We start from the raw sequence: 16,160 nt of genomic DNA, 5'->3' as shown, positions 1-16,160 counted from the left end.
CCGTTTTGTTGCGCCTCGCGGCTCAGTGGAACATCAGCAGCGGCACGTGGCTATGCTTCATCAGCGTGCGGGTGGTGGAGCCGAACAGGCGCTCCTTCCAGCTGTTGTGGCCGAAGGCGCCCATCACCAGCAGCGCGGCACCGTGGCTGTCGGCGGCGGCGATCAGGGTTTGCGAGGTGGAGCCGCGCGCGGTCAGCGCCACCGGCTCCGCCGGCAGGCCGTGGCCGGCGAGATAGGCGGCGCCTTCGCAGGCCAGGCGCTCTGCCTCCTGCGGATCGGTGTGGTTGGCGATCACCTTGCGCGGCAGATCGTGGGCGAGGCCGAGGAACACGAACTGCTGCAGCGCGCGGGCGGCGCACGGGCTGCCGTCGTAGGCCAGCACCACGCAGCGCGGATGCTCGGGCACCACGGTGTCCGCCGAGAACAGCAACATCGGCCGCGCCGGATTCAGCAGGTAGTTTTCCAGCCAGCGGCTGTCGTGCGGGCGCTGGCTCTCGCCCAGGTGGCTGTCGGTGGACACCACCAGCAGGTCGTGCCGCGGTGCGTGCCTGGCCAGCTCGTCCTCCGGGCGGCCGTCCTCGGCCAGCACGCTGGCCAGTTCGATATCCAGCTCGCCGGCCTGCGCGCGCGCACTGTCGAGCAGGCCGCGCGCGTTGTCCAGCCAGCGCTGCTCCATGCTGGCATCGCGCGCCATGCGATAGGCGAAAGCCCCCGGCGGCATCGCCTCGCCTTCCAGCAGCGGGGCACCGTCGATCAGCGCCAGCGCCGTCAGCGCACACTGGTGCCGTTTGGCCAGCTGCAGCGCATAGTCACGCGCCAGCAGGGCGCTGTCGCCGCTATCGAGCACCAGCAGAATCTTCTTCATCATCACCGCATTCCTTTTGTTTCAATACGCCGGCAGTCTCCGGCACCGACATGCCGTCAGCAAGCTGCCTACCCGTGCGGGCAGATCATCTCATTGACGCCACCGGCTGCGGAAAGTTTTGCGGCAATCTTTGCGATCCATCAAGACATACTCCGGCATGGAAACCATGCACCGGCTGCACCACTCTACACTGCGTGCAGTTCACTCAAGGATAGCCTGTCCATGAAGCCTGCAACACCCGCCCCGCACTGGCATGCCCAGGACAGCACCGAGGCAATGCGGTACTGGCAAAGCAGCGACGACGGTCTCAGCCGGCAGGCGGCGGCGCAGCGGCTGCAACGCTACGGCCGCAACAGCCTGCCGCAGGCGGCCACGAAGAGCCCGTGGCTGTGCTTTGTGCTGCAATTCCACAACCTGCTGATCTACGTGCTGCTCGCCGCCGCGCTGGGCACCCTGCTGCTGGCCGACTACGTGGACAGCGCGGTGATCTTCGGCGTGGTGCTGATCAATGCCGTGATCGGCACCATCCAGGAAGGGCGTGCCGAGAGCGCGCTGGCAGCGATCCGCAACATGCTGGCGCTGCAGGCGACGGTGATCCGCGACGGCGAACGCCACGATGTCGACGCCAGCATGCTGGTGCCCGGTGACATCGTGCTGTTGCAAAGCGGCGACAAGGTGCCGGCCGACCTGCGCCTGCTCGACGGCCGTTCGCTGCGCCTCGACGAGGCGGCGCTGACCGGCGAATCACTGCCGGTGAGCAAGGATTTTGCCGCGCTGCCGGCGGCGACGCCGCTGGCCGAGCACCGCAACATGGCCTACGCCGGCACCCTGGTCAGCTCCGGCCAGGCACGCGGGCTGGTGATCGCCACCGGTCGCGACACCGAGCTTGGGCGCATCAACGCGATGCTCGACCAGGTCGGCGACAACGTCACGCCGCTGATGCGGCAGCTGGACCAGTTCGCGCGCTGGCTGACCGGCGCCACGCTGCTGGTGGCCGGCCTCACCCTGCTGCTGGGCGTGTACTGGCGCGGTTATGGCTGGCAGGACATGTTCATGGCCGGTGTCGGGCTGGCGGTGGCGGCGATTCCGGAAGGGCTGCCCGCCATCGTCACCATCACGCTGGCCATCGGCATCGAGCGCATGGCCCGCCAGCGCGCCATCATGCGCAAGCTGCCGGCAGTGGAGACGCTGGGCGCGGTGACGGTGATCTGCTCCGACAAGACCGGCACCCTGACCTGCAACGAGATGACCGCCGGCCGTATCGTCACCCGCGAGCGCCAGCTGCGCGTCAGCGGCGTCGGCTACGCGCCGGAAGGCGGCCTGTTCCACGACGACGCGCCGCTGCACTACGGCCAGCACGCGCCGCTGGACGCGCTGCTGCGCGCGGCGGCGCTGTGCAACGACGCCAGCCTGCAGCACGTTGCCGGCCAGTGGCAGCTCAGCGGCGACCCGACCGAGGGCGCGCTGCTGACGCTGGCGCACAAGGCGCAGCTGCCGCTGGCCAGCCTGCTGCACAGCCTGCCGCGGCAGGACGCGATCCCGTTCGAATCGGAACACCGCTTCATGGCCACCCTGCACCACGACCACGACGGCCACCGCCTGATCCTGCTCAAGGGCGCGCCCGAGGTGCTGCTGGCCCGTGCCAGCCACCAGCAGCATGAGCACGGCATCGCCGATCTGGAGGCGGCGTTCTGGCAGCAGCAGGCGCAAGCGTTGGCCGCCGACGGCTACCGCGTGCTGGCCATCGCCGAGCGGCGCCAGGCGCACTGCAGCAGCGAGCTGGACTTTGCCGACACCGAGGCCCAGCTGCTGCTGCTCGGCCTGGTCGGCCTGATCGACCCGCCGCGCGAGGAGGCGGCGCAGGCGGTGGCGCTGTGCCAGAGCGCCGGCATCCGCATCAAGATGATCACCGGCGACCACGCCGGCACCGCCGCCGCCATCGGCGGCCGCCTCGGCATCGGCGACGGACGGCGCGCGCTGAGCGGCAGCGACATCGACGCGCTGGACGACGCGGCGCTGGCGCAGGCGGTACGCGATATCGACGTGTTCGCCCGTGCCAGCCCGGAACACAAGCTGCGCCTGATCGCCGCGCTGAAGCACAACGGCGAGGTGGTGGCGATGACCGGTGACGGCGTCAACGACGCGCCGGCGCTGAAACAGGCCGACGTCGGCGTCGCCATGGGCGGCAAGGGCACCGAGGCGGCCAAGGAGGCGGCGGAGATGGTGATCACCGACGACAATTTCGCCACCCTGGCGCTGGCGGTGCGCGAGGGCCGCACCGTGTACGACAACCTGAAAAAGGCCATCCTGTTCATCCTGCCCACCAACGTCGGCCAGGCGCTGATCATCATCGCCGCCATCCTGTTCGGCGTGGCGCTGCCGATCAGCCCGGTGCAGATCCTGTGGGTGAACATGGTGTCGGCGGTGACGCTGGCGCTGGCCTTCGCCTTCGAGCCGACCGAGCATGGCGTGATGCGGCGCCCGCCGCGGCCGCCACGGGCCGGGCTGATCGACGCGCTGTTCGTGTGGCGGCTGGCCTTCGTCGGCGTGCTGATGGTGACGCTGCCGTTCGCGCTCTACCTGTGGGCGCTGGACGGCGGCCACTCGCAGGCACTGGCCAGCACGCTGGCGGTGAACAGCATGGTGGCGATCGAGATCGCCTACCTGTTCAACAGCCGCCACCAGCACAGCAGCGCGCTGACGCTGCGCGTGCTGGGCGGCAACCGCATCGCGCTGTGGTGCGTGGCCATCCTGATCGTGCTGCAGCTGGCGTTCAGCTACCTGCCTTGGCTGCACACCCTGTTCGGCACCGCGTCGCCGGCGCTCGCGCACTGGGGGCTGATCGCGGCCAGCGGCGTGCTCGCCTTCCTGCTGATCGAGGCGGAAAAGGCGCTGCTGCGGCGCTGAACCCTGTCCATCTTGCGGCCAACCTTGCGCGACCGGCACAAGGTTGGCCGCAAGCATGTCACCCCAGCACGCTCAGCCCCGGCAGCGTGGCGAAGCTCTGCTCGCGCACCGTGGCGAGGAAGTCCTGCATATAGGCCAGCTTGGCGTCGTCGCTGCGCAGCGCCGCGTACAGCTCGCTGTGCAGGCCGGCCTCGCCGATGCGCGCGGCGCTGACGTAGCCGCGTTCCAGATAGGGCTTCACCGCCCAGAACGGCAGCGCCGCCACGCCGCGGCGGCTGGCCACCAGCTGGATGATGGCGATGGTCAGTTCCGAGGTGCGCCGCGCCGGGTTGATGCCGGCCGGCTTCAGTATCTTGCGCACCAGGTCCAGCATCGTGTCCGGCACCGGGTAGCTGATCAGCGTCTCGGCGGCAAAATCCTCGGCCCGCCACACCGGCTGCGCCGCCAGCGGATGGTCGTGCGCGGCGATGACCACCATCTCGTAGCCGAACAGCGGCTGGTGCGTGACGCCGGGGTGCGCCTCCGCCTCGGCCACGATGGCCAGATCGGCGCGCCCGGTCAGCAGCAGGCCCACCGGATCGGCATGGAAGCCGGACACGATGTCCAGCTCCACCGCCGGCCAGTGCCGGCGGAAGCTGTCCATCGCCGGCATCAGCCAGTCGAAGCAGGTGTGGCACTCCACCGCGATGCGCAGCTCGCCGGCCTCGCCCTCGCGCAGCCGCGCCAGGTCGCGCTCGGCGGCGCCGATGCTGGCGTGCACCTCGCGCGCCAGCAGCAGCAGGCGCTCGCCGGCCGGCGTCAGCCGCAGCGGCTGCGTCTTGCGCTCGAACAGGCTGAGGCCGTAGTGCGCCTCCAACGCCTTGATCTGGTGCGACAGCGCCGATTGCGTCAGGAACACCCGTTTCGCCGCCTGCGACACGCTGCCGGTCTCGGCCAGTGCCAGCAGCGTCTTCAGGTGGCGTAGTTCCAGCAGGCTCTGAGTCATGAATCAGCCTCATGTGAAGTAGCAAAATAATGAATTTGTCTCATGCCGATGATTATCGCATGATCAATGCACAAATTTCATACAGAAAGACACCAACATGAGCACCATTCATCTTGCCGGCTTCCCCCGCATCGGCGCCAAACGCGAACTGAAATTCCTGGTCGAGCAGTTCTGGAAAAACGAGATCGACGACGCCGCGCTGCAGGCCGGCGCGCGCGAGCTGCGCCAGAAGCACTGGCTGCTGCAGAAAGGCGCCGGTCTCGACCTCAGCCCGGTCGGCGACTTCTCGCTGTACGACCACGTGCTCGACGCGCAGGTGCTGGTCGGCGCCATCCCGCGCCGCTTCGGCTTCGACGCGGCCAGCCTTTCCAGCGCCGAGTACTTCCAGCTGGCACGCGGCAACCGCAGCCAGCACGCCATCGAGATGACCAAGTGGTTCGACAGCAACTACCACTACCTGGTCCCGGAGTGGCACGCCGACACCGCGTTTGCGGCCAACCCGGCACCGCTGTTGGCGCAGATCGCCGAGGCGCAGGCGCTGGGCATCAAGGCCAAGCCGGTGCTGATCGGGCCGCTGACCCTGCTGTGGCTGGGCAAGTGCAAGGGCAGTGCCTTCGACCGCCTGAGCCTGCTGCCGGCGCTGCTGCAAACCTATCAGGACCTGCTCGCGGCCCTCAATGCCGCAAAAGTGGACTGGGTGCAGCTGGACGAGCCCATCCTGGCGCTGGACCTGCCGGCCGAGTGGCTGGCGGCCTTCGCCCCCGCCTACGAACAGCTGGCCGCCAGCCCGCTCAAGCTGCTGCTGGCCACCTACTTCGGCGACGTCTCCACCCACGCGGAATGGCTGAAGGCGCTGCCGGTGGCCGGCCTGCACCTGGACCTGGTGCGCGCGCCGCAACAGCTGGCCGCATTCAGCCAGGGTTGGCCGCAGGACAAGATCCTGTCCGCCGGCGTCATCGACGGTCGCAACATCTGGCGCGCCGACCTCGACGCGGTGCTGCGGCAGGCCGAGCAGCTGCACGCGCAGCTGGGCGACAGGCTGTGGCTCGCGCCCAGCTGCTCGCTGCTGCACAGCCCGTTCGACCTGGCGCAGGAAATCAAGCTGGACGTGGATCTCAAGAGCTGGCTCGCGTTCGCGGTGCAGAAGCTGAACGAGCTGAAGCTGCTCAAGCGCGGCCTGCAGCAGGGGCGCGCCAGCATCGAGAACGAGCTCTCGGCCAGCAACTACGCCCGCGAGCAGCGCCGCAGCAGCCCGCGCATCCACCGCGCCGAGGTCGCGCAAAGGTTGGCCGCACTGCCGGCCGGCAGCGACCGCCGCGCCAGCCCGTTCGCGCAGCGCGCCGCGCAGCAGCACGCGTGGCTGAAGCTGCCGCTGCTGCCGACCACCACCATCGGTTCCTTCCCGCAGACCAGCGAGATCCGCGCCGCGCGCGCCGCGTTCAAGCGCGGCGAGCTCGATGCGGCCAGCTACGAGGCGGCGATGCAGGCCGAGATCGAGCTGGTGATCCGCAAGCAGGAGCAGCTGGACATCGACGTGCTGGTGCACGGCGAGGCGGAGCGCAACGACATGGTGGAGTACTTCGGCGAGCAGCTGGCCGGTTTCGCCTTCACCGAGTACGGCTGGGTGCAGAGCTACGGCAGCCGCTGCGTGAAGCCGCCGCTGATCTACGGCGACGTGGCACGGCCGACACCGATGACGGTCAGCTGGGCGGTGTACGCGCAGAGTCTGACCAGCCGCCCGGTGAAGGGCATGCTCACCGGCCCGGTCACCATCCTGCAGTGGAGCTTCGTGCGTGACGACCTGCCGCGCAGCGCGGTGTGCAAGCAGATCGCGCTGGCGATCAACGACGAGGTGCTGGACCTGGAAAACGCCGGCATCAAGGTGATCCAGATCGACGAGCCGGCGGTGCGCGAGGGCCTGCCGCTCAAGCGCGGCGACCGGGACGGCTACCTTGCCTGGGCCGGCGAGGCGTTCCGCCTGTCCTGCGCCGGCGTCGACGACAGCACCCAGATCCACACCCACATGTGCTACTCGGAATTCGGCGACATCCTGCCGGCCATCGCCGCGCTCGACGCCGACGTGATCACCATCGAGACCTCGCGCTCGGACATGGAATTGCTGCGCGACTTCGGCAGCTTCCGCTACCCGAACGAGATCGGGCCGGGCGTCTACGACATCCACAGCCCGCGCCTTCCGACCGAAGCCGAACTGGACAAGCTGCTGGACAAGGCGCTGCAGGTGATCCCGGCCGAGCGGCTGTGGGTGAACCCGGACTGCGGCCTGAAAACGCGCGGCTGGCCGGAAACCGAGGCCGCATTGCAGGCGATGGTGAACGTCACCAAGCGCCTGCGCGCGAAGCTGAACGCCACCGCACAGGCCTGACCGGAGTCAGGGCGTCAGGACAGCAGCGGCGGCCACGCCGGACAGCGCAGGTCCGGCAGGCCGTCGACAAAGGCCAGCGGCTGCTCGCCCTGCAGCAACGGCCGCAAATAGGCGTCGAACGCCGGCGTCACCGACAGGCCGTCGGCGGCGATGAAGTCCGCCGGCAGCGCGCGCTCGCGGTTGGCAACCTCGTCCAGCGGCAGCGGCGACACTTGCCAGTCGACGCCGGCGGCGCCCTGCTGCCGCTGCAGCGCCAGCATCACCCCGCCCTGCCCGGCCAGCGCCATCGCCACCGCCTGCTGTCCCAGTCGGTAAGCCTGCTGCGCATCGACCGCCGACACCAGATGCCGCGCCGCGCGCTGCAGGCAGTCCACCAGCGCCACGTGCGCCTTCACCCCCAGTTGCTGTTGCAGCCGTTGCGCCAGCCACATGCCGGCGCCGCCGAGGTGCTCGTGGCCGTACACCGCATCGGCCTGCAGTTGCGCCACGAAACGGCCGTCGGCATGGCGCAGCCCCTCCGACACCGCGATCACGCAGCAGCCGCGCGCCGCCAGCCGCTGCCGCACCGCTGCCAGCAGCCGCGCCTCGTCGAACGCCACCTCCGGCAGCAACAACAACGGTGCCTCCTCGCCCGGCAACGCCGCCAGCGCGCAGGCCGCAGTCAGCCAGCCGACGTGGCGGCCCATGGTCTCCATGATGAACACCCGCTGCTGCGCCATGCTCAGCACGTCCAGCGTCACCTCGCGCAGGCTGCTGGCCAGATACTTCGCCGCCGACGGGAAACCGGGGCTGAAATCGGTGCCCTCCAGATCGTTGTCGATGGTCTTCGGAATGCCGACCACCTGCAGCGACAGCGCGAAACGCTCGCCCAGCTGCTGCAGCAGCTGCGCCGTCTCCATCGAGCCGTTGCCGCCGTTGAGCAGCACCTGGCCGATGTCGAAGCGGCGCAGCACCTCGGCCAGCTGTTGCCAGCCGGCGGCATCGTCCTCGAACGGCGCCAGGATGTCGCGGCTGCTGCCGAACGCCGCCCCCGGCAGGCTACCGAGGCGGGCGATATCGTCGGCGCCGGCGGCGTCCAGATCCAGCAGCCGCCCGGCACGCAGCCCGGCGAGGCCGTCGGCGGCGGCGCACACCGCCACGCCGCGCGCACGCGCGGCCTCGATCACGCCCTGGGCGGAGCTGTTGAGCACGGCGCTGGGGCCGCCGGACTGCAAGTAGAGCAGACGGGACATGATGCTTCTCGTGGTGGCTATAGCCGAATTGTAGCCAGCCCTGCTGCCGCTGGCGCGCAAGGTTGACCGCAACCAAAAGGCCGCCAGCCCGGACGGGCTTGCGGCCAACCTTGCGGCGCCGATACGGCTCAGATGTCGGCTTCGACCTCGTTGCCCTTGGCTTCCATCCAGCTGCGGCGGCTGGAGGCCTCACCCTTGCCCATCAGCATCACGAACATGTCGCGCGTTTCGGCAAAGGCGCCGGCGCGCACCCGCACCCGCGACAGGCGGCGGGTGTCCGGGTTCATGGTGGTGTCCTTCAGCTGCTCCGGGTTCATCTCGCCCAGGCCCTTGAAGCGCGAGATGCTCCACGCGTTTTCCTTCACCCCTTCGCTGCGCAGGCGGTCGAGGATCGCGGTCATCTCGCCCTCGTCCAGCGCGTACAACTTGCGCGGCGGCCGGTTCTTGCCCTGGCCCGGCACGTCGACGCGGAACAGCGGCGGCTGGGCGATGTAGATGTTGCCGTTGTCGACCAGGCGCGGGAAGTGGCGGAAGAACAGCGTCAGCAGCAGCACCTGGATGTGCGAGCCGTCCACGTCGGCGTCGGACAGGATGGCGATCTTGCCGTAGCGCAGGCCGGACAGGTCCGGCGTGTCGTCCACGCCGTGCGGGTCCACGCCGATGGCCACGGCGATGTCGTGGATCTCGGCATTGGAGAACAGCTGGTCGCGGTCGGTCTCCCAGCTGTTGAGCACCTTGCCGCGCAGCGGCAGAATGGCTTGGTATTCCTTGTCGCGCGCCAGCTTGGCCGAGCCGCCGGCGGAGTCGCCCTCCACCAGGAACAGCTCGTTGCGCTCGATGTCCTCGCTCTCACAGTCGGTGAGCTTGCCCGGCAGCACCGCCACGCCGGAGCCTTTTTTCTTCTCCACCTTCTTCACCGACTTCAGGCGGCTCTGCGCCTGGCGGATGGCCAGCTCGGCGATTCTTTTGCCGGCTTCCACGTGCTGGTTCAGCCACAGCTCCACCGGGTCGCGCGCCAGGCCCGAGATCAGCTTCAGCGCATCGCGGCTGGTGAGCTTGTCCTTGGTCTGGCCCTGGAACTGCGGGTCCAGCACACGGGCGGACAGCACGAAGCGCACGCGGCTCCACACGTCCTCGGCCATGATTTTCACGCCGCGCGGCAGCAGGTTGTGGTGGTCGATGAAGCTCTTCACCGCGTCGAACACGCCGGCGCGCAGGCCGGCCTCGTGGGTGCCGCCCACCGGGGTCGGGATCAGGTTGACGTAGCTCTCGCCGCTGGCGCCGTCCTCGAACCAGGCCATCGCCCACTGCACGCCCTCACCGCGGGCGAACTGCTCGTGGTCGTCGCCGATGTAGGCTTCGCCGGCGAACAGCGGCGCGATAGGCTCGTCGTCGCCGCACAGTTCGGCCAGATAGCTCTTTAGCCCTTCTGGGTACTGCCACACCTTGACCTCGTCGCCGCCCGGGCGCTCCACCGTCAGCGTCACCGCCACGCCCGGCAGCAGCACCGCCTTGGCGCGCAGCAGGCGTTCCAGCTCCTGCATCGAGTAGCGCGGGCTTTCGAAATACTTGCCGTCCGGCCACACCCGCACGCGGGTGCCGCTGGTGCGCGGGCCGCAGTCGCCGATGCGCGCCAGCGCTTCGATCACATCGCCGCCGGCGAATACCAGTCGGTGCACGCCGCCCTCGCGCTTGACCTCCACTTCCAGCCGCGTCGACAGCGCGTTGGTCACCGACACGCCGACGCCGTGCAGGCCGCCGGAGAAAGCGTAGGCGCCGCCGTCCTTCTTGTTAAACTTGCCGCCGGCGTGCAGGCGGGTGAACACCAGTTCCACCACCGGCACGCCTTCCTGCGGATGCAGGCCGACCGGGATGCCGCGGCCGTCGTCTTCCACGCTCAGCGAGCCGTCCAGGTGCACGGTGACCGCGATCTTGCGCGCGAAGCCGCCCAGCGCCTCGTCGGCGGCGTTGTCGATCACTTCCTGGCAGATGTGGGTGGGGTCGGTGGTGCGGGTGTACATGCCGGGCCGTTCCTTGACCGGCTCCAGCCCCTTGAGTACCCGGACCGAGGATTCGTCGTAATTCTGTTGCGTCATGGTTGCTCTATTCAGAGATTCAGTAACGCGCCGCCTGCAGCGTCGCGAGTTGTCGGTTGTGGAGCGGCGCCAGTGTCAGCTGCGCCAGCACGGCGCCGCACAGCGCCAGGAACATGTCCCACTGCGTATCCCACGGGTCGCCCTGGGTGGCGAGAAAGGCATCGGCACCGGCGCCCAGGGCCAGCGCCGCCCACCATTCGATCAGCTCGTACAGCGCGGAGAAGGCCAGGCAGAAACAGGTAGCGAGAAAGGCCAGCCAGCCGCCACGCAATGGCGTCTTGCGGCTGAGCACCTCGCGCGCCAGCAGCGCCGGGAAGAAGCCCTGCGCGATATGGCCGATGCGGTCGTAGTGGTTGCGGCTAAAGTCGAAGGCCTCCTGCAGCCAGAAGCCGAGCGGGGTTTCGGCGTAGGTGTAGTGTGCGCCGACCAGCAGCACCACCGCGTGCAGCGCCATCGCCCATGCGGCCAACCTTGTCCACGGAAAACGCCGCCACAGCAGCCAGACCAGCGGCAGGCCGACCACCGCCGGCAGCGCTTCCATCCACCACACCGCGACGTCGGCCGGCAGCCATGCCGACCAGGCAGCAACAACGGCCACGCCTGCAAATGCAGTGCGTGGCCGCGAAGGCATCGAATTGCTCAAGGATTAGCTCCCGTCCGGTTGCCGGTGCCGGCTGCCAGCCACCCGCCCCAGATATTCGCCACGGCTTTCCACGCCCTTGATGAAGCGCATCAGCTCGGTGAGCGCGCGCTCGTACACGTCGCGCTTGAATTCGATCACGTTGTCGATCGGTTCCCAGTAGTCGCTCCAGCGCCAGCCGTCGAACTCCGGATGGTTGGTGGCGCGCAGGCACACGTCGCAATCGCGGCCGGTGAGCCGCAACAGGAACCAGATCTGCTTCTGGCCGCGATAGCTGCCGCGCCACTCGCGGCGCACCCAGTTGGTAGGCACGTCGTAGCGCAACCAGTCGCGGGTACGCCCCAGAATCTTGACGTGCTGCGGCAACAGGCCGACTTCTTCTTCCAGTTCACGATACATGGCGGCTTCCGGGCTTTCGCCCGGCTTGATGCCGCCCTGTGGAAACTGCCACGAGTGCTCGCGCACGCGCTTGCCCCAGAACACCTCGTTATGATGATTGACGAGGATGATTCCGACATTGGGGCGGTATCCGTCCCGGTCCAGCATGACAAAACCTGCAATATCGTTAGTTGACCGGATTTTTGCACATTTTGCCGGTAGCCGCCATGAGCAAGGTGTGGCGCCGGCGCCCATCGTCGGAGGCCATCGTTAAATAAAATTGACGTTTTTGCGATTTTTAGGTTAAAAAAATAAACACACGACCCGCCGCCCGGAGTCCACGATGCCCTATTGCTGCACCACGCCCGTTGCCGCCAGCCAGATCCGGCTGCCGCTGGGCGTCTTTGAGCAGCCGCTCAGTACCTACGGCCGCCCGCGCTGAATTGTCCGTTTCCCGACAACTCACGCAGCAAAGGTATCCGACATGTCCGATCTGCAGCAATGGCTGAGCGAGCAACGCGTCAGCCACATCGAGTGCCTGTTTCCCGATCTCAACGGCCAGGTGCGCGGCAAACTCATTCCCTGCCACAGCTATCTCGACAGCGCCGAACAGCGCTTCCCACAGGTCAGCCTGATCCAGACCCTGGACGGCGATCCGCAACAGCAACTGGTCGCCGACAGCGACCCCGACATGCGCCTGCGCGCCGATCCGCGCACCCTGTGCCTGAAGCCGGACAGCGGCAACGGCCAGCGCGTCGCGCAGCTGATCCACGACTGTCTCGACGCCGACGGTGAGCCGATCCCGTTCGCGCCGCGCAACGTACTGCAGCGTGTGCTGGCCGCCTACCGGCAGCGCGGCTGGCAGCCGGTGGTCGCGCCCGAGATCGAGTTCTACCTGCTCGCCGCCGACGGCCAGCCGCTTAACGCCACGCGCCAGCCCTACAGCGTGGTTCACGCGCCGGCCCACGCCGCCTTCTTCGCCGAGCTGGAGCAGCTGTGCGCACAGCAGCACATCGCCAGCGACACCATGCTCGGCGAAGTCGGCAATGGCCAGTTCGAGATCAACCTGCAGCACGGCGACGCGCTGGCGCTGGCCGACCAGGTATTCCTGTTCAAGCGCAGCGCCAAAACGTTGGCCGCACGCCACGGCTTGCTGGCCACCTTCATGGCCAAGCCGTTCGCCGACGACGCCGGCAGCGCGATGCACATCCACCAGAGCCTGGTCGATGCCCACGGCCACAACCTGTTCAGCCAGCCGGACGGCAGCGCCGCACCGTGCTTCTGGCACTACCTGGGCGGCCTGCAACGCTACCTGCCGGCGGCGATGCTGCTGCTGGCGGCCAACCCCAACGCCTACCGCCGCCTGTGTCCGCACAGCGCGGCGCCGATCAATGTCGAGTGGGGTATCGACAATCGCAGCTGCGGCCTGCGCGTGCCGGACAGCAGCCCGGCGGCGCGGCGCGTGGAAAACCGCCTGCCCGGCATGGACTGCAATCCCTACCTCGCCATCGCCGCCACGCTGGCCTGCGGCTTGCTTGGCATGGAACAGGTCATCGCCCCCGGCACGCCGCTATCCGGCAGTGCCTACGGCATGGCGGCCACCCTGCCCACCAGCCTGCCGCAGGCGATCAGCGCCCTGCGCGACGAAGTGGCTCTGCACCCGCTGCTGCATCCGCAGTTCGTGGCCAGCTTCTGTGCACTGAAAGAGGTTGAATGGCAGACATTCGCGCGTACCATTACACCATGGGAACGCCAGCAGTTACTACAGCAGGCATGAGCCGGCAGCCTCGCGTCGCGGCTTGCCGGCCGGCCGGCCGCGGGGGTTTAATAAGCACTGGTTTTAAGTAGCGTTTTGCCGTCAAAATAACGTGTTCGATTACCTGAACCGCATCGCCAGGAGAAACTTGAATGAAACGATTTGCCCGCACCCTGCTTCTGGGCGCCATCAGCGCCGCCTACGCCGGTAGCGCCGTAGCTGCCAGCAACGAACTGAACATCTACAACTGGTCGGATTACATCGCGGAAAGCACCATCCCCGGCTTCCAGAAGGCAACCGGCGTCAAGGTCCGTTACGACGTCTACGACAGTAACGAAATCCTGCAGGCCAAGATGCTGACCGGCAAATCCGGCTACGACATCGTCGTGCCGTCCAACACCTTCCTCGCCAAGCAAATCCAGGCCAACCTGTACCTGCCGCTGGACAAGAGCAAACTGCCGAACTACAAGGACCTGGACCCGGAGCTGATGAAGCTGATGACCAAGTTCGACCCGGGCAACAAGTTCGCGGTACCGTACTTCTGGGGCATCAACACCATCGGCATCAACACCGACCGCGCCACCAAGGCACTGGGCGGCAAGCTGCCGGCCAACCAGTGGGACATGCTGTTCAAGCCTGAACACGCGGCCAAGCTGAAAAGCTGTGGCGTGAGCATGCTCGACTCCCCGGCGGAAGTATTCCCGATCGTACTGCACTACATGGGCAAGGACCCGGCCAGCAAGAACGAAGCCGACTACCGCGCCGCGGCCGACTTGCTGAAAACCATCCGTCCGCACGTGACCCGCTTCTCCTCCTCCGGCTACATCAATGAGTTGTCCGGTGGCTCGCTGTGCCTGGTGCTGGGCTACGGCGGCGACATCAACATCGCCCGTACCCGCGCCGTGGAAGTGAAGAGCGGCGTCAAGGTGCAGGCACTGGTGCCGAAAGAAGGCGTCGGCATCTGGATCGACAGCATGGTGATCCCGAAAGACGCCAAGAACGCCGACAACGCCTACAAGTTCATCAACTACAGCCTGGACGCCAAGGTGGCCGCGGCCAACGCCAATGCCGTGACCTACGCGCCGGGCAGCCTGCCGGCCCGCAAGTTCATCGACAAGGCCAACCTGGCCAACCCGTCGATCTTCCCGAGCAAGGAAGTGATGGCCAAGAGCTTCGTGATGCTGCCGATGGATCCGAAAATCCAGCGTCTGACTACCCGCCTGTGGCAGGAATTCAAGACCCGCAAATAAGCGCCACACAAGCAAAAAGGCCGGAACATTCCGGCCTTTTTTCATTCACAATGGCAACTGCAATCTTCACGGACACCACTCGCCAGCATGCCGCTTTTTTCATCCCGCCGTCCGGCCCCCGCCGGCAACGGCTTTGCCGTTGATGCGGCCAACATCCATGTGCTGCACGACGCCAAGAGTTTTCATCAGCAACTGCTGCTGCAGATTGCACAGGCGCAGCAGCGTATCCACCTGTGTAGCCTGTACCTGCAGCACGACGAGGGTGGCGAATCGATCCTACTGGCACTGCATCAAGCCAAGCAGCAACGACCACAGCTGGACATCCGCGTGTTTGTCGATTTTCACCGTGCGCGACGCGGCCTGATCGGCGCCGGCAAGCAAGCCGGCAACGCGCAATGGTACCAGGAGGTCAGCGCCCGTTTCGGCCGCGAACAGGTCCCGATCTACGGCGTGCCGGTACAGACACGGGAGCTGTTCGGCGTGCTGCACCTGAAGGGCTTCGTGATCGACGACTGGCTGATTTACAGCGGCGCCAGCCTCAACAACGTCTATCTGCATGTCGGCGAACGCTACCGCTTCGACCGTTACCACCTGATCAGGGATCGCGGGCTGGCCGACAGCTTTTCGCACTACCTGTGCCAGCAGCTGCTGCCCTCCCCCGGCGTGCAGCGCCTGGATCTCCCCGGTCTGCCACGTCCCGCCAAGGAAGACATCAGGTCGCTGCGACAACGGCTGGCCGGCTACGACTACCTGCCGGCGCCGGCAACAGCCGAGCGCGGCCGCATCAGCATCACGCCGCTGAGCGGCGTCGGCAAGGACAACCGCTTCAACCAGCGCATCGAACAGCTATTGAGCAGCGCCCAGCATCGTATCATCCTGTGCACGCCCTACTTCAACCCGCCGAAGAGCATCCTGCGCATCCTGCAAAAGCAGATCAGGAACGGACTACAGGTCGAGATCATTGTCGGCGACAAGACCGCCAACGACTTCTACATCCCGCCCAGCGAGCCATTCCGCGTCATTTCGGCGCTGCCCTACCTGTACGAGAGCAATCTGCGCCGCTTCGCCAAACGCAACCAGAGCGCAATCGCACAGGGCAAACTGCAGCTACGCCTGTGGCAGCACGAGCACAACAGCTACCACCTGAAGGGGGTCTGGATCGACCAGGACTGGCAGCTGGTCACCGGCAACAACCTCAACCCGCGCGCCTTCCGTCTCGATCTCGAAAACGGCCTGCTGCTGCACGATCCCGCCGGACAGCTGGCGCCGCAAAGCGCCGCCGAGCTCGACAACATCCGCCATCACACCCGGCTACTGCAACACTATCGCCAGCTGGAAACGCTGCGCGACTATCCCGCCGCAGTCAAAACCCTGCTCGGTCGCCTCAAACGCATCCGCCTCGACCGCCTGCTCAACCGGCTTTTGTAACGCTTTCCAGCAACAGGAAGCGGGCACGAACCGCCAGGCAGAAGCACGCCACGGTGCTACTTATCAAGGGGAATTGGTCGTCAACGGGAAATGCGGAGCACAAGGTTGGCCGCAGTTATCCCAAAGCCAAGCCCGGCCGCCAGGCCGGGCTTGCTGTATTCCGCGTTTTGCGCGCGCCGCAAAGCACAAAGCCCAGCTCGATTGAGCTGGGCTTTGTTTAAGGGGCGTCTGGCAGTGTCC

At 67.1% G+C, this 16,160-nt stretch carries 11 protein-coding genes; 5 read left to right on the top strand and 6 right to left on the bottom strand.

Annotated features, from left to right (window positions below; genetic code table 11):
- Positions 1-22: 22 nt before the first annotated feature.
- Positions 23-868: a universal stress protein gene (locus IE083_RS02060; RefSeq protein WP_189351985.1), complete on the bottom strand. Its 846-nt coding sequence runs from the start codon at positions 866-868 to the stop codon at positions 23-25.
- Between the two features lie 219 nt (positions 869-1,087).
- On the opposite strand from IE083_RS02060, the gene IE083_RS02055 reads away from it, so the two are divergent.
- Entirely contained in the window at positions 1,088-3,772 is a 2,685-nt protein-coding gene (locus tag IE083_RS02055; RefSeq protein WP_189351984.1) for an HAD-IC family P-type ATPase, read from the top strand.
- Between the two features lie 58 nt (positions 3,773-3,830).
- Here IE083_RS02055 and IE083_RS02050 read toward each other — a convergent pair whose 3' ends face one another.
- Positions 3,831-4,757, bottom strand: a complete 927-nt coding sequence (locus tag IE083_RS02050) for a LysR family transcriptional regulator (protein ID WP_189351983.1) — start codon at positions 4,755-4,757, stop codon at positions 3,831-3,833.
- A gap of 97 nt (positions 4,758-4,854) precedes the next feature.
- Between IE083_RS02050 and metE the strand changes: the two genes are divergently transcribed.
- Positions 4,855-7,140 (top strand): 5-methyltetrahydropteroyltriglutamate--homocysteine S-methyltransferase, encoded by a 2,286-nt coding sequence (metE, locus tag IE083_RS02045; protein WP_189351982.1) that lies wholly within the window; start codon positions 4,855-4,857, stop codon positions 7,138-7,140.
- Positions 7,141-7,154: 14 nt separating this feature from the next.
- On the opposite strand, the gene IE083_RS02040 is transcribed toward metE, so the two are convergent.
- The 4 genes from IE083_RS02040 to IE083_RS02025 all read right to left on the bottom strand — a co-directional run bounded on the left by IE083_RS02040 (position 7,155) and on the right by IE083_RS02025 (position 11,654).
- Positions 7,155-8,372, bottom strand: coding sequence for a 6-phosphofructokinase (locus tag IE083_RS02040; RefSeq protein WP_189351981.1), 1,218 nt, complete (start codon positions 8,370-8,372; stop codon positions 7,155-7,157).
- 128 nt (positions 8,373-8,500) lie between these two features.
- Positions 8,501-10,468, bottom strand: coding sequence for a DNA topoisomerase IV subunit B (parE, locus tag IE083_RS02035; protein WP_189351980.1), 1,968 nt, complete (start codon positions 10,466-10,468; stop codon positions 8,501-8,503).
- A 19-nt stretch (positions 10,469-10,487) separates the two neighbouring features.
- Positions 10,488-11,099, bottom strand: coding sequence for a DUF2238 domain-containing protein (locus IE083_RS02030; protein WP_189352074.1), 612 nt, complete (start codon positions 11,097-11,099; stop codon positions 10,488-10,490).
- Positions 11,100-11,114: 15 nt separating this feature from the next.
- Entirely contained in the window at positions 11,115-11,654 is a 540-nt protein-coding gene (locus IE083_RS02025) for an RNA pyrophosphohydrolase (RefSeq protein ID WP_047968362.1), read from the bottom strand.
- 316 nt (positions 11,655-11,970) lie between these two features.
- Between IE083_RS02025 and IE083_RS02020 the strand changes: the two genes are divergently transcribed.
- The 3 genes from IE083_RS02020 to pssA all read left to right on the top strand — a co-directional run bounded on the left by IE083_RS02020 (position 11,971) and on the right by pssA (position 15,920).
- Positions 11,971-13,263, top strand: a complete 1,293-nt coding sequence (locus IE083_RS02020; protein ID WP_189351979.1) for a glutamine synthetase family protein — start codon at positions 11,971-11,973, stop codon at positions 13,261-13,263.
- A 131-nt stretch (positions 13,264-13,394) separates the two neighbouring features.
- A complete protein-coding gene (locus IE083_RS02015; RefSeq protein WP_189351978.1) occupies positions 13,395-14,492 on the top strand; it encodes a polyamine ABC transporter substrate-binding protein in 1,098 nt (365 codons plus the stop codon).
- Positions 14,493-14,579: 87 nt separating this feature from the next.
- Positions 14,580-15,920, top strand: coding sequence for a CDP-diacylglycerol--serine O-phosphatidyltransferase (gene pssA, locus IE083_RS02010; RefSeq protein ID WP_189351977.1), 1,341 nt, complete (start codon positions 14,580-14,582; stop codon positions 15,918-15,920).
- Positions 15,921-16,160 lie beyond the last annotated feature (240 nt).

Source organism: Vogesella fluminis (assembly GCF_014652335.1).
Classification (GTDB): domain Bacteria; phylum Pseudomonadota; class Gammaproteobacteria; order Burkholderiales; family Chromobacteriaceae; genus Vogesella; species Vogesella fluminis.
The sequence above is the reverse complement of the archived record's forward strand: the minus strand, read 5'-3'. Positions and strand labels throughout refer to the sequence as shown.